General features: G+C 64.4%; 17 protein-coding genes and 1 tRNA gene. 12 read left to right on the top strand and 6 right to left on the bottom strand.

Translation table 11 applies throughout. The features are described from left to right. Positions 1–5 precede the first annotated feature (5 nt). Both E4K64_RS12965 and E4K64_RS12960 read left to right on the top strand, forming a co-directional pair. The gene (locus E4K64_RS12965) at positions 6–428 is read left to right on the top strand and encodes a hypothetical protein (protein ID WP_135163850.1); all 423 of its coding nucleotides are present in this window, start codon (positions 6–8) and stop codon (positions 426–428) included. A gap of 528 nt (positions 429–956) precedes the next feature. Beyond that, positions 957–1,454 carry a hypothetical protein gene (locus tag E4K64_RS12960; RefSeq protein WP_135163849.1) on the top strand — a complete coding sequence of 166 codons (498 nt, stop codon included), beginning with the start codon at positions 957–959 and terminating at the stop codon, positions 1,452–1,454. Between the two features lie 393 nt (positions 1,455–1,847). Here the strand turns inward: E4K64_RS12960 and E4K64_RS12950 are convergent, their stop codons facing one another. Both E4K64_RS12950 and E4K64_RS12945 read right to left on the bottom strand, forming a co-directional pair. Beyond that, a complete protein-coding gene (locus E4K64_RS12950; RefSeq protein ID WP_135163848.1) occupies positions 1,848–5,036 on the bottom strand; it encodes an efflux RND transporter permease subunit in 3,189 nt (1,062 codons plus the stop codon). 184 nt (positions 5,037–5,220) lie between these two features. Beyond that, a complete protein-coding gene (locus E4K64_RS12945; RefSeq protein ID WP_135163847.1) occupies positions 5,221–6,462 on the bottom strand; it encodes an efflux RND transporter periplasmic adaptor subunit in 1,242 nt (413 codons plus the stop codon). Positions 6,463–6,662: 200 nt separating this feature from the next. On the opposite strand from E4K64_RS12945, the gene E4K64_RS12940 reads away from it, so the two are divergent. The 4 genes from E4K64_RS12940 to E4K64_RS12925 all read left to right on the top strand — a co-directional run bounded on the left by E4K64_RS12940 (position 6,663) and on the right by E4K64_RS12925 (position 9,135). After that, complete coding sequence (locus E4K64_RS12940; RefSeq protein WP_135163846.1) at positions 6,663–7,268, top strand: TetR/AcrR family transcriptional regulator; 606 nt, start codon at positions 6,663–6,665, stop codon at positions 7,266–7,268. A gap of 82 nt (positions 7,269–7,350) precedes the next feature. Next, positions 7,351–8,256: a ribonuclease Z gene (rnz, locus tag E4K64_RS12935; protein WP_135163845.1), complete on the top strand. Its 906-nt coding sequence runs from the start codon at positions 7,351–7,353 to the stop codon at positions 8,254–8,256. Between the two features lie 269 nt (positions 8,257–8,525). Beyond that, positions 8,526–8,599, top strand: a tRNA-Gln gene (locus E4K64_RS12930). A gap of 173 nt (positions 8,600–8,772) precedes the next feature. Beyond that, a complete protein-coding gene (locus E4K64_RS12925; protein ID WP_167771975.1) occupies positions 8,773–9,135 on the top strand; it encodes a DUF1428 domain-containing protein in 363 nt (120 codons plus the stop codon). 10 nt (positions 9,136–9,145) lie between these two features. Here E4K64_RS12925 and E4K64_RS12920 read toward each other — a convergent pair whose 3' ends face one another. The 3 genes from E4K64_RS12920 to E4K64_RS12910 all read right to left on the bottom strand — a co-directional run bounded on the left by E4K64_RS12920 (position 9,146) and on the right by E4K64_RS12910 (position 14,089). Continuing rightward, positions 9,146–9,712, bottom strand: a complete 567-nt coding sequence (locus tag E4K64_RS12920; protein WP_167771974.1) for an invasion associated locus B family protein — start codon at positions 9,710–9,712, stop codon at positions 9,146–9,148. A 64-nt stretch (positions 9,713–9,776) separates the two neighbouring features. After that, on the bottom strand, positions 9,777–12,923 hold the full coding sequence (locus E4K64_RS12915; RefSeq protein ID WP_135163843.1) for a multidrug efflux RND transporter permease subunit: 3,147 nt from the start codon (positions 12,921–12,923) through the stop codon (positions 9,777–9,779). Further along, positions 12,920–14,089: an efflux RND transporter periplasmic adaptor subunit gene (locus tag E4K64_RS12910; RefSeq protein WP_167771973.1), complete on the bottom strand. Its 1,170-nt coding sequence runs from the start codon at positions 14,087–14,089 to the stop codon at positions 12,920–12,922. The genes E4K64_RS12915 and E4K64_RS12910 overlap by 4 nt, the downstream gene beginning before the upstream one ends. 375 nt (positions 14,090–14,464) lie before the next feature. Here E4K64_RS12910 and E4K64_RS12905 point away from each other — a divergent pair, with 375 nt between their 5' ends. From E4K64_RS12905 to E4K64_RS12880, 6 genes are all read left to right on the top strand, one after another. Next, positions 14,465–14,704 (top strand): hypothetical protein, encoded by a 240-nt coding sequence (locus tag E4K64_RS12905; protein ID WP_135163965.1) that lies wholly within the window; start codon positions 14,465–14,467, stop codon positions 14,702–14,704. Positions 14,705–14,920: 216 nt separating this feature from the next. Beyond that, on the top strand, positions 14,921–17,323 hold the full coding sequence (locus tag E4K64_RS12900; protein ID WP_135163964.1) for a TonB-dependent receptor: 2,403 nt from the start codon (positions 14,921–14,923) through the stop codon (positions 17,321–17,323). 2 nt (positions 17,324–17,325) lie between these two features. Continuing rightward, positions 17,326–18,015, top strand: coding sequence for a Fe2+-dependent dioxygenase (locus E4K64_RS12895; RefSeq protein WP_135163842.1), 690 nt, complete (start codon positions 17,326–17,328; stop codon positions 18,013–18,015). After that, positions 18,012–18,938, top strand: a complete 927-nt coding sequence (gene exbB, locus E4K64_RS12890; protein WP_135163841.1) for a tonB-system energizer ExbB — start codon at positions 18,012–18,014, stop codon at positions 18,936–18,938. Before E4K64_RS12895 ends, exbB begins: the two co-directional genes overlap by 4 nt. A gap of 3 nt (positions 18,939–18,941) precedes the next feature. Further along, complete coding sequence (gene exbD / locus E4K64_RS12885; protein ID WP_135163840.1) at positions 18,942–19,388, top strand: TonB system transport protein ExbD; 447 nt, start codon at positions 18,942–18,944, stop codon at positions 19,386–19,388. An 11-nt stretch (positions 19,389–19,399) separates the two neighbouring features. Next, positions 19,400–20,212 carry an energy transducer TonB family protein gene (locus E4K64_RS12880; RefSeq protein ID WP_135163839.1) on the top strand — a complete coding sequence of 271 codons (813 nt, stop codon included), beginning with the start codon at positions 19,400–19,402 and terminating at the stop codon, positions 20,210–20,212. On the opposite strand, the gene E4K64_RS12875 is transcribed toward E4K64_RS12880, so the two are convergent. Beyond that, positions 20,200–20,616: a hypothetical protein gene (locus E4K64_RS12875; RefSeq protein ID WP_135163963.1), complete on the bottom strand. Its 417-nt coding sequence runs from the start codon at positions 20,614–20,616 to the stop codon at positions 20,200–20,202. The genes E4K64_RS12880 and E4K64_RS12875 overlap by 13 nt on opposite strands. Positions 20,617–20,677: the final 61 nt, after the last annotated feature.

Raw genomic sequence — 20,677 nt, 5'->3', positions numbered from 1 at the left:
TGCACATGATTGCGGCAGTTTGGCTCCGCGCGCCGGCGCGTGCGCGTTTGCACGCGCTGCGTGAACTCTATCGGCGGTTCTTCGGCGAGAACACGCCGGATGCTCGTGGCCGCCGGCTTCTGGCTGAATGGCTGTCGCCGGCGCAGCGCGCGCAGTTCGAAGAGCACCGGTATTTCGACGTCGTCGGCTGTGATACCGGCAAGTCATACCGCATCCACTACGGCACGGCCGCAAATGTCCACGAGATCGACGGGGCCGGGCACGCGACGATGGGCTGGTGCTTCGTCCCGTCAGGCTTTCTCGTCCCGGGCGACGTGATGCTGGCGCAGAAGATCGCGCTCGAAACGGACGAGAACGGAGCGTTGGCGCTCGCCAACCGCTTTCCAGCGGCAACGCATTCGGAGCATTTCTACCGACGGCCGTTCTGAAGCATGATCCGGAAACGTGCGCAGCGGTTTTCCGAAGAGATCATGCTTAAACAACAACCTAAAGCGCGATGACGATTCATCTTAATTGCATTGCGCTTTAGTGCCGGAACAGCGAACCGATCAGGAGTGCGTGGTGCGGTAGGCATCCAGCGCATGCGCTGCGAAAACGCCGACGCTGCAAAGGGCAAGAAGGGCGGAGATCAGCTCGATCATAGCGCGTCCTCCCCTGGCGGCTGGGCGACGAGGCTCTGACAGCAGGAATATTCGTAGATCAGGTCAAGAAGGAATTGCATGGTGGCCGTCCCTGTACTTGTTTTGACAACCATTTAACCGGCGATCTGTTTCAGGGGTGTTTCGTCGCGTCGGGAATGGGGTTTCGCGGGGAACCCGGAGGGCGGGTTTGTGCGCTGCGGCCGCACCAAATCCCGAGGCCGGATCAGGATGAAGGCACGTCTTCCGGCCGGCACGGACCCTTGCGGCTCTCCCGCGGAGATGGTCATCTCGCCCCGGGAAGCGCTGGAGGCTGACATGAACCGATACCTTCTCGCCGTTTTGCTGGTCGCAGGCGTCCTGGGGGCAGGGCCGGCGCTGGCGCAAAAATCGAAGGTCGGTGACTGGACCATCGAAAAGCGGACGCAGGATACGCACTGCAATGCAAGCCGGGGCTACAAGGACAAGGACGACGAGAACCGCGACTACGTCATCGTGATCACCTATTCCGAGAAGACGATCGTGATCGTGATGATCTACGACGGCTGGGAGTGGGAGACGGTCGGCGAGATCCTTCGGGCCGATATCGGCACTGACGATGCGGACATCATGAAGAAGGCGAAGTGGGAGGTCATGGACAGGACCACCGTGCGCGGCATCTTCGAGTATGACCAGTCGATGATGGATCGCCTGTCGAAGGCCAAGCGCCTCACGCTCGACTTCGAAGACGATGACGACGACAGCATCGAGATGCAGATACCGCGCGCCGGCGAAGCGCTGGCCGCGTTGAAGTTCTGCGAGGAGAACCGGAAATAGATTGCCGATGCCGGCGAGGTCTTCGTCGACCTCGCCATCGGCCTGCCGGCGTTGTTCGCCGGCTCCGCGCTCGGCGTGATCGCCTTCCCCCGCGTCAACGAGACGGTCTTTCGCAAGACCGTGCTCGTTGTTGCGGCTCGCGGGAATCTCCCAGGTTTGGAGCGGAATGGCTTTAGGTTGAACCGATTGCAGCAGGGTCGTTCACCTCTCCCGCATGCGGGAGAGGTCGGCGCGTCCGGGCGATGCGAAGCATCGTCCCGCGCGCCGGGAGAGGGCTTTCTCCTCTTGGGGATTGTCCCATTGAGGAGACACCCTCTCCCCAGCCCTCTCCCGCAAGCGGGAGAGGGAGTGCAGCTCCCTCATCGCGGCACCCAGGCCTCATCCCATCATGCTTTAGTGGCTCACAGGCTGGGCCGGCGCCGCGCTGGTGTCGCTGCCGTGATGCGTCAGCGGCTTCATGCCGGTGACGGTTCGCAGCAGCACATAGAACACCGGCGTCAGGAACAGGCCGAACACGGTGACGCCGATCATGCCGGAGAACACGGCAACGCCCATGGCGCGCCGCATCTCCGAGCCTGCGCCGGTCGAGAGCACCAGCGGCAGCACGCCCATGATGAACGCCATCGACGTCATCAGGATCGGACGAAGCCGCAAGCGGCTGGCCTCGATCGCGGCCCGGATCGGCGTGCGGCCTGCGAATTCGAGCTCGCGCGCGAATTCGACGATCAGGATCGCGTTCTTGGCCGAGAGCCCCACGAGGACGATCAGACCGATCTGGGTGAAGACGTTGTTGTCGCCCTTGGAGACCCAGACGCCGAACATCGCAGCCAAGAGGCCCATCGGTACGATCATGATGATCGAGAGCGGCAGTGTCAGGCTCTCATAAAGCGCGGCCAGCACCAGGAAGACCAGCAGGATCGCCAGCGGGAACACCCAGATGCCGGAATTGCCGGCGATGAACTCCTGATAGGTCAGGTCGGTCCATTCGAAGGCAAAGCCGGGCGGCAACACCTCGGCCGCGATCCGCGTCGCCGCCTCCTGGGCCTGGCCCGAGGAGAAGCCGGGCGCGGCCGCCGCGTTGATGTCGGATGACAGGAATCCGTTGTAGCGGATCGCGCGCTCCGGCCCCGCGCTCTGGCGGATCTTGAGCAGCGCCGACAACGGCACCATGTCGCCCGAGGACGAGCGCACCTTCAACTGCCTGATGTCGTCGGCACGCGCGCGGAACGGCGCGTCGGCCTGGACGCGGACGGAATAGGTGCGGCCGAACTTGTTGAAGTCGTTGACGTAGTAGGAGCCGAGGTAGATCTGGAGCGTGTTGAAGACCTCGGTGACGGGCACGCCAAGCTGCAGCGCCTTGGTGCGGTCGATGTCGGCGAACAGCTGGGGCACGTTGACCTGGAAGCTCGAGAACACGCCGGCGATCTCGGGCGCCTTCTGCATCGCCGCCATGAACGCTTTGGTCGCCTCGTTCAGCGCGTCATAGCCGAGACCGGCGCGGTCCTCGATCTGCAGCTTGAAGCCGCCGATGGTGCCGAGACCGTTGACCGGCGGCGGCGGGAACATGGCGATGAAGGCTTCCTGGATGCCGGCATATTTCTTGTTCAGCTCGGCCGCGATGGCATTCCCGCTCAGCGAGGGATCCTTGCGCTCGTCGAATGGCTTCAGCGTCGAGAACACGATGCCGGCATTGGACGAGTTGGTGAAGCCGGAGATCGACAGGCCGGGGAAGGCCACCGAGCTTTCGACACCGGGCTGGGTCAGCGCGATGTCGCTCATCTTGCGGATCACCTCTTCGGTGCGGTCGAGGGTCGCGCCGTCGGGCAGGCGGGCGAAGCCGACCAGGTACTGCTTGTCCTGACCGGGCACGAAGCCGCTCGGCACCTGCTGGAACAACAGGGCGGTGAGGCCGACCAGCAGCACATAGAGGCCCATCACGGCGGCCTTGCCCGAGATCACCTTGGTGACGGAGGCGCCGTAGTTCTCCGAGGAGCGTGTGAAGGCCTTGTTGAAGCCACGGAAGAACCAGCCGAGGCTCTTTTCCATGATCCGCGTCAGCCGGTCCTTCGGCTCGTTGTGCCCCTTGAGCAGCAATGCCGACAGCGCCGGCGACAGCGTCAGGGAGTTGACGGCGGAGATCACCGTCGAGATCGCGATTGTCAGCGCGAACTGCTTGTAGAACTGCCCGGTGAGGCCGGAGATGAAGGCGAGCGGCACGAACACCGCGATCAGCACCATCGCGATGGCGATGATCGGCCCCGACACCTCGCGCATCGCCTGATAGGTGGCATCGCGCGGCGACAGCCCGGCCTCGATGTTGCGCTCGACGTTCTCGACCACGACGATGGCATCGTCGACGACGATGCCGATCGCGAGCACGAGGCCGAACAGGCTGAGCGCGTTGATGGAGAAGCCGAACACGTGCATCACGGCAAAGGTGCCGACGATCGACACCGGCACCGCCAGCAGCGGGATGATCGAGGCGCGCCAGGTCTGCAGGAACAGGATCACGACCAGCACCACCAACGCGATCGCTTCCAACAGCGTATGGATCACCGCCTCGATCGAGGAGCGTACGAACTGGGTGGGGTCGTAGACGATCTGGTACGACACGCCCTCCGGCATGTTCTTCTTGATCTCGGCCATGGTGGCGCGGACGTGGTCGGAGATCTGCAGCGCGTTGGAGCCGGGCGCCTGGAAGATCGGGATCGCCACCGCCTGCTTGTTGTCCAGCAGCGAGCGCAGGCCGTATTCGGAGGCGCCGAGCTCGATGCGCGCGAGATCGCGCAGGCGCACGACCTCGCCGCGCGCGCCGGTCTTGACCACGATGTCGCCGAACTGCTCCTCGTTGGCGAGCCGGCCTTCTGCGTTGACGGACAGTTGCAGGTCGATGCCCTTCACGTTCGGGGAGGAGCCGACCACGCCGGCGGCGGCCTCGACGTTCTGCGCCTGGATCGCCCTGACGATGTCGCTTGCGGTCAGACCGTGCTCGGCGGCCTTCTGCGGGTCGACCCAGACCCGCATCGAATAGTCGCCGGCACCATAGAGCTGCACGTCGCCGACGCCGTCGATCCGCGCGAGCCGGTCCTTGACGTTGAGCACCGCGTAATTGCGCAGATACGTCATGTCGTAGCGGCCGTTCGGCGACAACAAGTGCACGACCATGGTGAGGTCGGGCGAGGACTTCTTGGTGATGATGCCGAGCTGGCGGACCACGGCGGGCAGGCGCGGCTCGGCCTGCTGCACGCGGTTCTGCACCAGCTGCGTCGCCTTGTCGGGGTCGGTGCCGAGCCGGAACGTCACCGTCAGCGTCATCGCGCCGTCGGTGGTCGCCTGGCTCGACATATACAGCATGTTCTCGACGCCGTTGATCTGCTCCTCGATCGGCGTTGCCACCGTCTCCGCAATCACCTTGGGATTGGCGCCGGGATAGGTCGCGCGCACGACGACGGAGGGCGGCACGACATCGGGATATTCCGAGATCGGCATCGCGAACAGCGAGATCAGGCCGGCAAGGAAGATCAGGACCGACAGCACGCCGGCGAAAATCGGACGGTCGATGAAGAACTTTGAGAGATTCATGGCCTTGCCCCTGGGCAATATCTTGGTCGTCTCCACACAGCTCCGTCGCTATTCCGGGGCGCGCGAAGCGCGAACCCGGAATCCTGAGGTGAAGTGATGGGAGTTCAGAAATTTCGAGATTCTCAGGTGCGCAATTGCGCACCGTAGTTCGCGACTTTGTCGCGCCCCGGAATGACGACGAGTATCAGCGTTGCACCACGTCCTGATTGCTGCGATTGGAGGCTTGCTGCCCACGCGCACCCATTGCCGCCACCTCTGTCTTGAGCAGCGCCCCCGGACGCACGCGCTGCAGGCCGTTGACGACGATGCGGTCGCCGGGCTTCAGACCCTCGGTCACGACGCGCAATCCATCCACGGCGCCGCCGAGCGTGACCGGCCGGTACACCGCGCGGCTGTCGTCGCCGACCGCCATCACGAACTTCTTGTCCTGGTCGGTGCCGATCGCGCGCTCGTCGATCATCACCAGCGTCTGCTGCTTCGGCTGCCCCATGCGCACGCGGGCGAACTGGCCGGGGATGAGACGGCCGTCCTCGTTCCGGAACACCGCCCGGACCCGGATCGTGCCGCTCTGGCCGTTGACCTGGTTGTCGATGAGCTGGATGTGGCCTTTCGCCGAGAGGCCGCCGGAGGTCGTCATCTCCACGGGGATCTGGTCGAGCTTGCCGCGCCGGCCGGAGGCATCCGCGATCGAGTTCAGCGCGCGCAGCACGACCTCTTCATCCGCATCGAACGAGGCGTAGATCGGATTGACCGAGACTAGCGAGGTCAGCACCGGGGAGGCGGTGCCGGCGGCGACGAGATTGCCGACGGTGACCTCGATCTTGCCGACGCGGCCGTCCACGGGCGCGCGCACCTCGGTGTAGTCGAGATTGAGCCTTGCGGTCTGGAGCGTCGCCTCGGCCGCCTTCACATTGGCGATCGCTTCGCGGTTGGCGTTCTCGCGCTGGTCGAAATCGCGCCGCGTCACCACGGCGTTGCCGACCAGCTGCGCGCCCCGTTCGAGCTCGCTGGTGGTGAACACCACGCGCGCTTTGGCCGCCTCGAGCTGGGCATTGGCCTTGTCGACCTCGGCCGCGTAGGGCGCCGGGTCGATCTTGAACAGGACGTCGCCGGCCTTCACCAGCGCGCCTTCGGTGAAGTTGGCGGAGAGGATCGCGCCCGCAACGCGCGGGCGCAGCTCGACGCGGTGGATGGCCTCGAGCCGGCCGGAGAAATCGTCCCACAGCACGGTCTGCTTCGGTTCGATCAGCGCGACGGTGACAGGGACGGCCTGTTCAGCTGCCGCGGCCGTTGCCGTCGCCTGGGCGGCGTGGAAATAGTGGCCGGTCGCGATCGAGCCTGCGAGGGCGAGGGCGCCCACGACGGCGACGCCGCCGAGAAGACGGCGAAAACGGCCGGCGGAAGACGCTTCTTGGGAGGGGTGCATTTGCGCGCTCCAGATATGTAGTGTTCACTACAGATGTGGAGCTGGATACCGCAGCGCAAGATACTTATGTACCAATCACTAAGAAAAAAATGTACGCCGATACCGCGACAATTGGAAGACAGAAGAAAAGAAAGCCAGAACAAATAGATAGGGGCTGGCGTTAGGCTGATACGGTCCGCCGATTCCGAGGAGACAGGCACATGCGCATGGGACGCCCCCGCGAATTCGACGCCGACACGGCGTTGGATCAGGCGATGGAAGTGTTTTGGCGCCATGGCTATGAGGGCGCCACCATCGCCCAGCTCACCGAGGCCATGGGCATCAATCCTCCGAGTCTCTATGCCTGCTTCGGCAACAAGGAAGGCCTGCTGAAGGCCGCGCTCGACCGCTACACCAAATTGCGCGGCGCCTGGATGGACGAGGTGGTCGCGGCCCCCACCGCCCGCGACGTCGCCGAGCGGATGCTGATGGGCATCGCCGACAAGCAGACCGACCCCGCCAATCCGCCCGGCTGCCTGCTCGTGCAAGGCGGCATCGCCTGCGGCACCGGCTCCGAGAACGTCCCGTTCGAGCTCGCCGCCCGCCGCGGCCAGAACGAGGACCAGCTCCGCGACCGTTTCATCCGCGCCAAGGCTGAAGGCGATCTGAAGCCGACGGCCGATCCCGCCGCCCTCGCGCGCTACGTCTCGGCCGTGTCCGTCGGCATGGGCGTGATGGCATCCTCCGGCGCGGACCGCGAAGCGCTGCGGCAGGTGGCGAGCGTCGCCGTGCAGGCGGTGGAAGCGCAGTCGGCAGGCAAGGCGTAATCGACCATCATCATAGCGCGGACTGCTTCTCAGACAGCGACGGCGCCGTCGCGGAGAGGGACGGTCCTGGACATCGACGACCATGTTTGCCCTGACATTCCTCGGCACCTCGGCAAGCGTTCCCTCTGCGGAACGTAATCATCCGGCTCTCCTCGTGGAGGCCGCGGGCAAGCGTGTCCTGGTCGATTGCGGCGAGGGCACGCAGCGCCAGCTCTTGAGGAGCGGCTCGGGCTTTCGGCGGCTCGACCGCGTGCTGCTGACCCATGCTCATCTCGATCACGTGCTCGGCATCCCCGGTCTGTTTTCAACATTGGGGCTGCGGCAGAGCGCCGATGTGATGAGCATTCATGGCGGGCCGGGCACGCTCGACATCGTCATCCGAATGCTCGCCGGCCTGTGGGGTGCGGGCAGGGCGCCGATCGCGGTCGAGTTCGCAGCGCTCTCCGAAGGACAGGTCGTCGACGCCGGCGATTTCACCATCGCCTGCTTTCCGGTTCGTCATCGCGATACCGACAGTTTTGGATTCGCCTTCCAGAGCCCCTCACGCCGCCACCTTCGGCCGGATCGGCTCGCGGCGCTGGGCGTTCCCGACGGTCCCTTGCGCGGCGAGTTGGCCGCAGGTCGAGCGGTCGTGATCGAGGGCGATCGCATGGTCGATCCGGAAGATGTTCTGGGGCCGCCGAGCGGCGGCAGGAAACTCGTGGTGATCGGCGACACCGAAACCACCGAGGGATTGTCGCAATACGTCGCTGGCGCCGACCTGCTGGTGATCGAGGCGACCTTCCTCGATCGCGACGCCGCAACTGCGCGGGATTACGGCCATCTGACCGCGGCGGAAGCGGCCGCTCTTGCGGCCGCCGGCAACGTCCGCCAGCTCGTGCTGACCCATCTGTCCGGACGATACGAGGACGACGAGATCCTGGCCGAAGCGGCGCGGATCTTTCCGAACACCCGGATCGCCGCTGATTTCGATCACATCGTGATCTGAAGGGCGATGGGATGAGGCTTGTTTGCCACGATGACGGAGGTGCACTCCCTCGCCCGCTTGCGGGAGAGGGCTGGGGAGAGGGTGTCTCCTCAATGGGACAATCCCCCAACAGGAGAAAGCCCTCTCCCGGCGCTTCGCGCCGCAGCGCTTGCCAGTCCGGGGACGAGCGGGTAGAACCCTGCCACGCCTGAGCCGTGATTTGCGCCAAACGCGCTGCCGGCGACAGTCGAACAAGTCAGCAACTAATTGAATTTGTTCGACTATTCCGTTGGGGAATGGTGTAACGGTAGCACAACAGACTCTGACTCTGTTTGTCTTGGTTCGAATCCAGGTTCCCCAGCCAGTTCCGGGCACTTTTCCCCCAGCGTCCAACTCTTTGCAGGCCGTCGGCAGGGACGTTCGGGCCATGACCGCACCGCCGCTCGCGACGGTTTGCCTCATCCTGACATCGCATCTCGCCGTCGGATCGCGGCGCGCTCGCTCGTCCTTGGGCCATACAACCCAAGGAGATCCGTGATGCCCTATGTCGATGGTTTCGTTCTGGCCGTGCCCAAGGACAAGATCGAGGCCTACAAGACGCTGGCGACCACCGCCTGCGCGCTCTGGATGGAGCACGGCGCGCTCGATTATGTCGAATGCATCGGCGACGACGTTCCCTATGGCGAGCTGACCTCGTTTCCGCGCGCAGTGATGGCGAAGGAGGACGAGGTCGTGGTGTTCTCCTGGATCGTCTACCGCGACCGCGAGACCCGCGATGCCGTCAACAAGAAGGTGATGGCGGACCCGCGGCTGAAGATGGAGGGCGTGCCGTTCGACGGCAAGCGCATGATCTACGGCGGCTTCACCACGCTGCTCCGGGCGAGCGATGTGATCGGCTGACGAGAGCGAGCTACTTGATCTTGTCGTAGGCGGCCGCGAAATCGCCGAGCGGCATCGGAATCGCGATCGTCTCCTTGGCCATGTTCTGGAAGGAGACCTTCAACTGCTTGCCCGACCTCAAAGCGGCGAGCAGGTCCGCTGCGATCGGAGTCGAGGCGTAGCAGCCGCGGTTCTCGCAGGTCTGGATCTGGAGGTCGAACGTCTTGCCTTCGTCGACCTGGAGCTTGGCGCCGACGGGAAGGTTGAGGCCGAGCGGCAATTGCAACAGCGCGATCGGCGTGCGGGTGTCGGGCGCGATGCGGATGTTGATCAGGACGACGGTCTGGCCGGTCTTGGTCAGCACCGCGTTCTGCTCCATCGCGCATTCGAGCGGGGCCTCGCGGCTGGCGCTGGTGCAACGGACGACCCAGCCGGGCTGCCCGGGAGCACCGTCGGCCTGTGCTTGCGTCGGCGCGGGCGAGGGTTGCGCGGCCGGGGCAGGCGCTGCGTTCTTCTTCGCGCTCTGCTGGGCATGCGCGGCGGCCAAGGGCAACAGGGCCGCGGCGGCGAGGGCGACAAGTCTGGATTGCATGGACATGACGAGACCATTTTGGCGTTAACCGAGGGTCTCGCTGTAGCGTCGCGGCGGCCGCGGCGCAAGCTTACTCGGCGGCTTCCTTGACAGTGCCGGGCGCGGGCGCCTCGTCGCCTTCGTCGTCGCCCGAACGGCCCCAGGTGGAGAACCAGTTGTTGAGCTTGTCGAGATAGAGATAGACCACGGGCGTGGTGAACAGCGTCAGCGCCTGGCTGACGATCAGGCCGCCGACCATGGCGTAGCCGAGCGGCTGACGGATCTCGGCGCCGGTGCCGTGGCCGAGCATCAGGGGCACGCCGCCGAGCAGCGCGGCCATCGTCGTCATCATGATCGGGCGGAAGCGCAGCAGCGCGGCCTGGCGGATCGATTGCTCCGGCGTCTTGTGCTCGTCGCGTTCGGCGGCGATCGCAAAATCGACCATCATGATGCCGTTCTTCTTCACGATGCCGATCAGCAGGATGATGCCGATCAGCGCGATCAGGCTGAAGTCGAAACCCGCCGCCATCAGGATCGCGAGCGCGCCGACACCGGCCGAGGGCAGCGTCGACAGAATCGTGATCGGATGGATGTAGCTCTCGTAGAGGATGCCGAGGATCAGGTAGACCACGACGAGTGCGGCGAGGATCAGCAGCGGCACGGTGCCGAGCGACTGCTGGAACGCCTGCGCGGTGCCCTGGAAGCTGGAGTTCAGGGTCGGCGGCGCGCCGAGATCGGCCATCGCCTTCTGCACCGCCTCGGTCGCCTGGCCGAGCGCGACGCCTTGCGCGAGGTTGAAGCTGATCGTGATCGATGGGAACTGGCCCTGATGGCTGATCGAGAGCGGGCGGACCGGATCGGTGGTCCAGGTCGCGAACGTCGACAGCGGCACCTGGTCGCCGGTCAGCGGCGATTTGAGATAAAGCTTGTTGAGGCTGTCGAGATTGCCCTGCATCTCCGGCAGGATCTCCAGGATCACCTTGTAGGTGTTGAGCTGGGTGAAATATTGCGTGACCTGCCGCTGTCCGAAGGCGTCATAGAGCGTGTCGTCGATCAGCTGCGGCTGGATGCCGTAGCGTGAGGCGGTATCGCGGTTGATCTTGAGCTGGACGGTGGTGCCCTGCGTCTGCTGGTCGGTGGCGACGTCGCGCAGCTCCGGCAGCGTCTGCATCTTGGCGAGGATCTTGGGCGCCCATTCGTTGAGCTCGTCCAGATTGGCGTCCTGCAGCGTGAATTCGAACTGCGTGCGCGTCGGCCGGCCGCCGAGCCGCACGTCCTGGGCCGCCTGCATGTAGAGGCGGGCGCCCTCGACCTTGTCGAACTGGGGACGCAGTCGCGCGATGATCTGCTGGGCCGAGGCCTCGCGCTGGTCGCGAGGCTTCAGCGTGATGAAGATGTTGCCGTTGTTGCCGGCGCGGCCGCTGCCGCCGATCGACATGGCGACGCTGGCGACGTCAGGATCGGCCAGGATGATCTTGCCGAGCTGTTCCTGGCGCCGGGTCATCTCCTTGAACGAGATGTCCTGCGAGGCTTCCGAGGTGGCGGTGATCAGACCGACATCCTGCTGCGGGAAGAAGCCCTTCGGGATCAGGACAAACAGGTAGACCGACAGGCCGAGCGTGGCGAAGAAGATCGCAAGCGTGGTGCGCCGCCAGGCCAGGGCGTGATCCAGAACGGATTCGTAGCCGCGGAGCATCGCGTCGAAGGCGCGCTCGCTCCACTGATAGAAGCGGCCGTGCTGCACCTCGCCATGGGCACGCAGGAAGCGCGAGGCCATCATCGGCGTCAGGGTCAGCGACACGAACATCGAGACGAAGATGGTCATCGCCAGCACGACGGCGAATTCGCGGAACAGGCGCCCGATGATGCCGCCCATCAACAGCAGCGGGATCAGCACCGCCACCAGCGAGATGCTGATCGACACGATGGTGAACCCGATTTCCTTCGCGCCCCGGAACGCCGCCGCCATCGGCTGTTCGCCTTCCTCGATGTAGCGCGTGATGTTCTCGAGCATCACGATGGCATCGTCGACGACGAATCCGACCGCGATGGTGAGCGCCATCAGCGACAGATTGTCGAGCGAATAGCCGGCGACCCACATCAGGGCGCAGGCGCCGAGCAGCGCCAGCGGAACCGTGACGGTGGGAATGACGGTGGCCCAGAAGCTGCGCAGGAAGATGAAGATCACCATGACCACGAGGGCGATGGTCAGCAGCAGCGTGAACTGGACGTCCTCGACCGCCGCGCGGATGGTCGTGGTACGGTCGCTGATGAGCTCGATCTTGATGGCAGGCGGGATCGCCGCCACCAGGCGCGGCAGGGTCGCCTTGATCCTGTCGACGGTCTCGATGACGTTGGCGCCGGGCTGCTTGAAGATCACCAGGAACACGCCGCGCTTGCCGTTCGCCCAGGCCGCCTGCTTGGCGTCTTCGGCGGCGCTGACCGCCTGGCCGATGTCGCGGATTCGCAACGGGCCGCCGTTGCGATAGGCGATGATGACGTCGTTCCAGTCCTTCGCGTGCGTGAGCTGGTCGTTGGCGTAGATCGTGTAAGCGCGCTTCTCGCCGTCGATATTGCCCTTGGGACTGTCGACGGTGGTGATCGCGATCTGGCTGCGGACGTCCTCCATCGACAGGCCCTTGGCGACCAGCTTGGCCGGATCGACCTGGATGCGGATGGAGGGTTTCTGCTGGCCGCCGATGAAGACCTGCGCCACGCCCGACAGCTGACTGATCTGCTGGGCGAGCTGGGCATCGACCGCGTCGCTGACGCTGGTCAGAGGCAGTGTCTCCGACGTCGCCGACAATAGCAGGATCGGCGCGTCGGCCGGGTTGACCTTGCGGTAGGTCGGCGGCGACGGCAGGTTCTTCGGCAACTGGCCGCTGGCGGCGTTGATGGCGCCCTGCACGTCGTTGGCGGCGCCGTCGATGCTGCGGTTGAGGTCGAACTGGATGGTGATCGACGCGGTGCCGAGATAGCTCGTCGAGGTCATCTGGGCGATGCCGGGGATCTGGGCGAACTGGCGCTCCAGCGGCTGGGCCACGGACGAGGCCATCGTCTCGGGGCTGCCGCCCGGCAAATTGGCGGTGATCTGGATGGTCGGGAAGTCGACCTGCGGCAGCGGTGCGACCGGAAGCAGGGGATAGGCGACGAGACCGACAAAGAGGATGCCGGCCATCAGCAGAGAGGTGCCGATGGGATAACGGATGAAAGGTGCCGAAATCCCGCCCTCGGTCATTCCTGTCGTACCTTGTTCTGGGCCGGGTTCGAACTCGCCACCGCCGTCGAGACGAGGCTTCCGGGCTGCACCTTGAACTGGCCGCCGGTGATCACCTGCTGGCCGGGACTCAAGCCTTCTTCGATGACCGAACGTCCATCGATGGCATAGCTGACCTTGACCTTATGCACCTCGGCCTTGTTGTCCTGACTGACGGTGTAGGCATAGAGGCCGTTGGTGGAGTGCTGGACCGCGTCATCCGGAACCACGGTCGCGTCCTTCAGCGTCCGCACCAAAAGCCGCGTCGAGACCGATTGGCCCGGCCACAGCGCGTGGTCCTTGTTTTCGAACACGGCCTTGAGCCGGATTGTCCCGCTGCTCGTATCGACCTGGTTGTTGATGACCGCAAGCTTGCCCTCGGCCAGCGTCTTCTTGCCGTCGGTGGTGAAGGCGATCACCTTGAGCGCGCCGCTCTTCTGGCCCTCGCTGATATAGGGAAGCTGGTCTTCCGGCGCGGTGAAGATCACGGAGATCGGCTCGACCTGCGAGATCGTGACGATGCCGGTCTGCGTCGAGGCGTTGACGATGTTGCCGACGTCGACCTGGCGCAGGCCGGCGACGCCGGTGATCGGCGCCTTGACCTGGGTGTAGTCGAGCTGGGTCTGGGCGTTGGCGATCGCGGCTTCGTCGGCGGCAATCTGCGCGGTGAGCTGGGCCACGGTCGAGCGCTGGGTGTCGACCCGCTGCGCGGTCGCGAATTCGCCGAGCTTCGTGGCGCGCTGAAGTTCGAGATTGGCGTTGGCGAGGCTCGCCTCGTCCTGCGCCTTCTTGGCCTTGGCCTGGTCGAGCGCGGCCTGATAGGGACGGGGATCGATCGAGACCAGAAGCTCGCCCTGCTGGACGATCTGGCCTTCCCTGAAGGTCAGCTTGTCGATCTGGCCATCCACCCGGCTGCGGACCTGGACGGTGTTGAAACCCTGAACCGTGCCGAGACCGGTCAGGTAGACGGGAAAGTCGATCTTCTCGACCGGCGCAACGCTTACGGGGACGGCGGGCGGGCGGGGTGGACCCTTCTGGGCGGTCTGGGTTTTTCCGGCCCCAGCTCCGAACTTCTGCCAACCATAGTAACCCGCGGAGGCCACGGCCGCGATAATCAGAAGCCAGAGGATCGGCCGGGACTTTTTCATGTCGTCTCGTGTCGGCTCGTATGCCCTCAGCAAGGAATGATAGGGCAATCGCAGGGTTCCATCGCGTTGTATAATACACGCCAAGTTCCAGTGTAAACAGCACTATCCGTTGATAATCCTAAACAATTGGAAAGCTTTGCACCGTGTGGGCAGTGCTCTGGCGCGGCACTGTGCAGTGCTGCATTTTCGCGGGCGGATCGATCGGCGGGCAAGTTTTGGGCGACACCCGCACATGGTGTGTTCGAGCCGAAAGGCACCGCACCGATCAGCCGCCCGGTGCTGCTGACAAGAACGGTTCTAATTTGCGCGGCCGCCGTTTCGGTTGTCTGCAATTTCGGCATCGTCCATATCGGCGCCGTCACCAATGGAGCGCACATGGACGAATTGAACGGCAAGCTGATCGCGTGTCAGATTCTGATCACGGGATTGATCGCGCGGGTGGCCAACGAGCAGCGCGATCCCTTGCGCTTCCTCACCGACTTCCGGGACGAGATCAAAGCCGTGGTGAACGGCGTCAACATCGCCGGCATGGACCGCACCGATCGCGTGCGCGCCGTCGCGCAGAAAACCGTCGACGAATTGTTTTCGCTGATGAAGCCGCCAAGCAGCGATTGATGCAGTGAGGGAGGCTGCGATTGCGCGGCGCTGTTTCTTAGAACGAGTCCAATCGCGGTTTAGAACGGTTTCAAACTCTAGTTTAGAATTGTTTTGATCTGGATTGATTCAAGGGTTCTTGCGAGGCGCTCGCATTGACCCGCTATTTTGCGGCCGATACCAACACTCATCGTTCGTCGAAGTGAATGAGCGAACAAGAAGATGGGGCGTTTGGTAATGGGGCAGGTGGTCGCACCGAGGTCGTTGCGTTCGGTCGCAGCATTCGATCTGGTGGATGAGAAGTTCGCGGGCGTTTCCGGCAAGAAGGCTTCGGCGGTTGCGAGCTTGATCGCGGTGGCATCGGTGTCGAGCGGCGCGCAGGCGCAGCAATCGAACCTGCCGCCGGTGACGGTCGACGCGCCTGTCGAGCGTCCGCGTCCGACGGCATCGAAGCCCTCGCCGGAACAGGTCCGCGCCCGCAACGCGATTCGTCGCGCCGCGCAGCGCGAGCAGGCGGCTCAGCAGACGGCGCCCGCGACGCCGTCAGGCGCTCCCGACGGCAATCCCTATGCCGATCCGGCCGCGCCCTACAAGGTCGACCACGTCCAGGCCTCGGGCAAGTTTCCCGAGAAGATGCTGAACACGCCGAAGTCCATCACGGTGCTCAGCAAGGAAGTGCTGGAGGACAAGAACGCCACGACGCTGAAGGAGATCGGCCGCTCGACCGCGGGCGTGACGCTGGGCTCCGGTGAGGGCGGCAACGCATTCGGCGACCGCTTCTTCATCCGCGGCTTCGACGCGCGCAACGACGTCTTCATCGACGGCATCCGCGATCCCGCCGTTTCCATCCGCGAGAACTTCTTCACCGAGCAGATCGAGATCCTGCGCGGCCCGGCATCGTCCTACGCCGGCCGCGGCACCGCCGGCGGCGCTATCAACATCGTCACCAAGCAGGCGGGCGACGTCAACTTCAAGCGCATGGACACCGAGTTCGGCACCGACCAGACCAAGCGCGTCACGCTCGACGTCAACCAGGTCATCGACCCGACCTTCTCGGTTCGCGCCGGCGGCCTGTTCCAGGACGCCAACGTCGCCGGCCGCGACCACGTGACCGACAATCGCTGGGGCAGCTTCATCTCGACCAAGTACACCCCGACCAACGACATCAAGATCACGACCAACTACGTCCACACCGACCTCAGCGGTTATCCGGATTTCGGCGTGCCCTATTACAAGCAGGGCAACGTGCCGGTGACCTCGGCCGGCATTCCGCGTCAAAACTGGTACGGCTTCCTCAACCGCGACTTCCAGACGGCGCGGCAGGATTTCGGCACCGGCACGATCGAGTACAAGGTCAACGAGGCCATTACGCTGACCAGCAAGGTGCGCGGCGAGCACTCGCTGCTCAACTATATCGGCACGCTGCCGCAAAACCCGGTCACCACCAACGCCAATCCGCTGCTCTGGACCACGACGGCGAGCGCGCAGAGCCGCTACCAGAACGTGGACGTGTGGGCCAACCAGAACGAGGCGACGCTCAAGCTCGACACCGGCGGGGTCAAGCACACCGCCGTGTTCGGTGTCGAATATTCGAACGAGAACATTTCGATCGATCGCTATGCGGGTCTGGCGTCGGAACTGTCCGGCTCCGCCTTCACGAGCAACGGTGCCGTGACGGGCGTCAATCTCTACTCCCCCCAGTTCACCTACATTCCCTTCGGCACGCCGTCGCTGGTTGGAAATCCGACGCGTTATGGCGTCAACACCAGCAGCGTGTATGTGATGGACACCGCAAACTGGCAGGACACGATCATCGTGAACGGCGGCGTGCGCTATGACGGCTACAGCCAGAGCGCGTCGAACAACAGTCCGCAATATGTGAAGCAGAGCTCCGATCTGGTGAACTACAACGTCGGCTTGGTCTACAAGCCGATGTCGATCGGCAGTATCTATGGCGCCTACGCGACCTCGGCCAATCCGTTCGGCTCGGAGCTCGACGCGACCGGCACCGAGTACGGCGGCGTTCCCGCCAACTCGACCATCTTGCTCGGGCCCGAGCGCAACAAGGCGATCGAGCTCGGCACCAAATGGGAGCTTGCGGATCGCCACCTGCTGGTGACCGGCGCGCTGTTCCAGACCACCAAGGACAACGCGCGCGAGACCGTCAACGGCCAGCTGACGTCGGGCGCCGCCTACAGGATCCAGGGTATCGACATCGAAGCCGAGGGCAAGATCACCGATCGCTGGAGCATCTTCGGCGGCCTGGTGCTGATGCAGTCCAAGGTCACCCAGAGCGGGGTCGCCTCCAATCTCGGCCTGCAGCTTGCCAACATCGCCCATCAATCGTTCAGCATGCTGACCAAATACAAGTTCGACGACGGCTGGGAGCTCGGCGGCCAGGCGGTGTACCGCTCCAAGGTCTATGGCGGCACGTTCGCCGCCAACACCAACGAGCTGCCGAGCTATTGGCGCTTCGATGCGTTCGTCGAGAAGAAGATCGACCAGAACTGGACCATGAAGTTCTACGCGCAGAACTTGACGAACAAGCTCTATTACGACTCGTTCTATCGCAGCAACGTACCGTTCGTCGCGGTGGCGCCGGGGCGGGCCTTCTACATCGTCACGACAGCGAAGTTCTGATCATGTTGACGTGCCTGCCTGGCGTTCTCAGCAAGGATGATGTGGCGGATTTCCGCCGCATCATGGACGCCAGCGAATGGGAGGACGGCCGTTCCACCGCCGGCGCGCAATCGGCCATGGTCAAGCGCAACGAGCAATTGCCGCCGGACAGCGAGGTCGCGCGCAAGCTCGGCAACCGCATCATCTCGGCGCTGACGTCGAATCCCCGCTTTATCGCGGCGGCAGTTCCGCTCCAGATCTTCCCGCCGCTGTTCAACCGCTATGCGGCGAGCGATGGCCATCATTTCGGCCTGCATGTCGACAACGCGATCCGCGGCGACCGTCTGACCGGCCTTCGCATCCGCACAGACCTGTCGGTGACGCTGTTCCTCGCCGAGCCGGAAGAGTACGATGGTGGCGAACTTGTGATCGAGGACACCTACGGCTCGCACGAAGTCAAATTGTCGGCCGGCGACTGCGTGCTCTATCCTTCGACCAGCCTGCATCTCGTCACCCCCGTGACGAGGGGAACGCGGGTTGCGTCTTTCTTCTGGCTTCAGAGCATGATACGGGACGATCAAGCCCGGAGCATGATCTTTGACCTCGACACCGCGATACAGGCGCTGGTGGAACGGCTCGGGCGTGACGATCCCGAAACGGTCAAATTGACGGGCATCTATCACAACCTCATTCGCTACTGGGCCGAAGTATGAAGACCATGACCTTCCAAGCAAGCCTTGCCGCAGCCGTCATGCTGGCGGCCGCCTGGCTCGCGACCCCTGTTTCCGCCCAGACACAGACCCCGCCCTCGGCGGCGACGCAGCAGGCGGCCCAGCCGCCCGTGGTCAGCCCGGCGGCGGCACCCTCGGCAACCGCACCTGCGGCTTCGACGGCGACCGCTCCGGCGCCCGCAAAGCCCGAGGCGGCATCCGGTATCGCGCCGGCCATGAAGGAATTGTCGCCCTGGGTCATGTTCATGTCGGCCGACGTCATCGTGAAGGCGGTGATGATCGGGCTCGCCTTCGCATCGCTGATGACCTGGACCGTCTTCATCGCAAAGTCGATCGAGCTGTCGGTCGCCTCCACCAGGCTTCGCTCGGCCCTGAAGAAGATCGCGGAGACGCGCTCCCTTGCCGAAGCGCAGATGGCGGTCGGCGCCAAGGAGGGCATCCTGTCGTCCTTCCTGGCGGCGGCCCTGCGCGAGGCGCGGATGTCGGCCGGCCTGTCCAGCGATGCCGGTATCAAGGAGCGCGCGGCCTCCAGCTTTTCCGAGATCGTGCGCGCCGAGGCGCGGCGTATCCGGATTGGCATGGGCGTGCTTGCGACCGTCGGCTCCACGTCGCCCTTCGTCGGACTGTTCGGCACGGTCTGGGGCATCATGAACAGCTTCATCGGCATCTCGAAGTCGCAGACCACGAATCTCGCCGTCGTCGCGCCCGGCATCGCCGAGGCGCTGCTCGCCACCGCGATCGGCCTCGTCGCGGCGATCCCCGCCGTCATCATCTACAACCACTTCTCGCGCGTGACGAAGGGCTATCTCGAGCTCGTCAACCGCGCCTCGGGGGCGGCAGGACGGCTGCTCTCGCGCGATCTCGATCGCAGCCACGGCAGCGTGCATTCGCGCGCAGCGGAGTGAATCATGGCCGTTTCGCTCGCAGACGACGATGACGACGACGACTTCTCGGAAACGCATGACATCAACGTCACGCCGTTCATCGACGTCATCCTGGTGCTGCTGATCATCTTCATGGTCGCAGCCCCGCTTTCCACGGTCGATCTGCCGATCGATCTGCCGACGTCGAGCGCGACGCCGCAGAAGAAGCCGGACAAGCCGACCTATCTCAGCATCAAGCCCGATCTGACGCTTGCGATCGGAGAAAATCCGGTGCACCGGGCCGAGTTGATCGGGACGCTCGACGGCCTGTCCGACATGAGCAAGGACAAATACGTGTTCCTGCGTGCCGACAAGTCGGTACCGTATGGGGAGTTGATGGGGGTCATGGAGCTGTTGCGCTCAGGCGGCTATACGCGGGTGAAGCTGGTGGCGCTGGAAGGCGCGCCTGCGGCCGGCGCCGCGCAGCCTTAAGAAGACACGCTATGTCGGACGAACTCAGACCATCCCGCAAGCTCTGGATCCTGGCAGCAGTGGCGGCGCTGGTGCTTCATCTGGGTGGCGCTGCGCTCGCGCTGGCGCATTTGCGCGCCGATGATGACGGCGACGGCCTGGGTGCGAACGGTGCCGAGTTCGCCGTGGAGATGGCATCGCCCAAGGCGCCCGAAACCGATCTACCGCCCGGGCCGGACAGCGAAGCGATGCAGGAGCAGCAGGCGCTTCCCGAGCAAAAGGCCGAGACCAAGGAGACGGAGCTTCCAAAGGATCAGTCGCAGGAGGTCGAGGATCCCGACCGCGTCGTGACCGAGAACAACGCGAAGAAGCCGACGGAAGACGATCCGAAGATTCAGGCTGTCGAAACGCCGGCCGCCGAAGCGTCGCCGAAATCGGTTGCGACGGCACGGCAGACGCTCGAGGAGGATGCGCGCGAGGCCGAGAAGGCGCTGGCGCCCGTCATCGGCATCGGCAAGGACATCCTGAAGCTGACGGCCGACTGGAATCGCAAGATCAGCGCGCATCTGTCGCTGCACAAGATCAATCCGGAGGGCAAACACCCCAACAATCAGAAGGTCAAGGTGAGCTTCGCGATCAACCGGAAGGGCAACGTGCTGTCGGTGGATGTCGTGGAATCGTCCGGGGACGCCGCCTACGATGCGGCCGCGGTCTCGATCGTCCGCAAGTCCGATCCGATCCCGCAGCCGCCTGCCGGCCTGACCGAGGACCGGTTCGAGCGCACCGTCGATATCATCTTCACGCCGCCGGACGCGAAAAAGAAGAAGACGGCTCAGCGCCAGTAGAGCCGGATCCCGACATAGACCACGACCAGGCACGCGAAGATCAGCGCCACCGGGAGCGGTCGTTTCTGGGGTCCAGCGAATGCCGCCCCGACGGAGGCAGACTTCTTCGGCGGTGCGGGGCGGCGGAAGGCGGTAACATTGTCCGCTGCCGGCTCAGCCGCGCGAGGGCGGACGTCGGGCGGGGTTCCAGCGCCGCCCATCTCGGCATAATAGGCCTTGTAGATCGCGCCGATGGTGACCTCGGTGGCCTCGCCCTCGCTCATCTGCGCCAGCAGGTTCTGGTAGCTCGCCAGGAATTCCTGGGCCTCCGGGGGCAATGCGGACGCCCCGTTGAGCTTGGCCATCATCTTCCAGGTGGCGAAATCGGCGCGGGCGCGGGTGTCGGCGCGTCGCGCGATCAGCATGTCGGCAGCTTTGACCAAGTCGGCCTCTGGCCCTTCGGCCTGTGTTCGGTGTCGCACTTCA

It is taken from the genome of Bradyrhizobium frederickii (assembly GCF_004570865.1).
Taxonomy (GTDB): Bacteria; Pseudomonadota; Alphaproteobacteria; order Rhizobiales; family Xanthobacteraceae; genus Bradyrhizobium; species Bradyrhizobium frederickii.
This window is presented reverse-complemented; position numbering and strand designations above follow the sequence as displayed.

What these genes read in the sequence shown, in the direction of transcription:
- E4K64_RS12900 (WP_135163964.1), top strand. Translation starts at nt 14,921, where the DNA reads ATGGGGCAGGTGGTCGCACCGAGGTCGTTGCGTTCGGTCGCAGCATTC.
- E4K64_RS12925 (WP_167771975.1), top strand. Translation starts at nt 8,773, where the DNA reads ATGCCCTATGTCGATGGTTTCGTTCTGGCCGTGCCCAAGGACAAGATC.
- E4K64_RS12965 (WP_135163850.1), top strand. Translation starts at nt 6, where the DNA reads ATGATTGCGGCAGTTTGGCTCCGCGCGCCGGCGCGTGCGCGTTTGCAC.
- E4K64_RS12945 (WP_135163847.1), bottom strand. Translation starts at nt 6,462, where the DNA reads ATGCACCCCTCCCAAGAAGCGTCTTCCGCCGGCCGTTTTCGCCGTCTT.
- E4K64_RS12880 (WP_135163839.1), top strand. Translation starts at nt 19,400, where the DNA reads ATGTCGGACGAACTCAGACCATCCCGCAAGCTCTGGATCCTGGCAGCA.
- E4K64_RS12915 (WP_135163843.1), bottom strand. Translation starts at nt 12,923, where the DNA reads ATGACCGAGGGCGGGATTTCGGCACCTTTCATCCGTTATCCCATCGGC.
- E4K64_RS12940 (WP_135163846.1), top strand. Translation starts at nt 6,663, where the DNA reads ATGCGCATGGGACGCCCCCGCGAATTCGACGCCGACACGGCGTTGGAT.
- exbD (WP_135163840.1), top strand. Translation starts at nt 18,942, where the DNA reads ATGGCCGTTTCGCTCGCAGACGACGATGACGACGACGACTTCTCGGAA.
- E4K64_RS12875 (WP_135163963.1), bottom strand. Translation starts at nt 20,616, where the DNA reads ATGCTGATCGCGCGACGCGCCGACACCCGCGCCCGCGCCGATTTCGCC.
- E4K64_RS12920 (WP_167771974.1), bottom strand. Translation starts at nt 9,712, where the DNA reads ATGTCCATGCAATCCAGACTTGTCGCCCTCGCCGCCGCGGCCCTGTTG.
- E4K64_RS12950 (WP_135163848.1), bottom strand. Translation starts at nt 5,036, where the DNA reads ATGAATCTCTCAAAGTTCTTCATCGACCGTCCGATTTTCGCCGGCGTG.
- E4K64_RS12960 (WP_135163849.1), top strand. Translation starts at nt 957, where the DNA reads ATGAACCGATACCTTCTCGCCGTTTTGCTGGTCGCAGGCGTCCTGGGG.
- E4K64_RS12895 (WP_135163842.1), top strand. Translation starts at nt 17,326, where the DNA reads ATGTTGACGTGCCTGCCTGGCGTTCTCAGCAAGGATGATGTGGCGGAT.
- E4K64_RS12905 (WP_135163965.1), top strand. Translation starts at nt 14,465, where the DNA reads ATGGACGAATTGAACGGCAAGCTGATCGCGTGTCAGATTCTGATCACG.
- exbB (WP_135163841.1), top strand. Translation starts at nt 18,012, where the DNA reads ATGAAGACCATGACCTTCCAAGCAAGCCTTGCCGCAGCCGTCATGCTG.
- rnz (WP_135163845.1), top strand. Translation starts at nt 7,351, where the DNA reads ATGTTTGCCCTGACATTCCTCGGCACCTCGGCAAGCGTTCCCTCTGCG.
- E4K64_RS12910 (WP_167771973.1), bottom strand. Translation starts at nt 14,089, where the DNA reads ATGAAAAAGTCCCGGCCGATCCTCTGGCTTCTGATTATCGCGGCCGTG.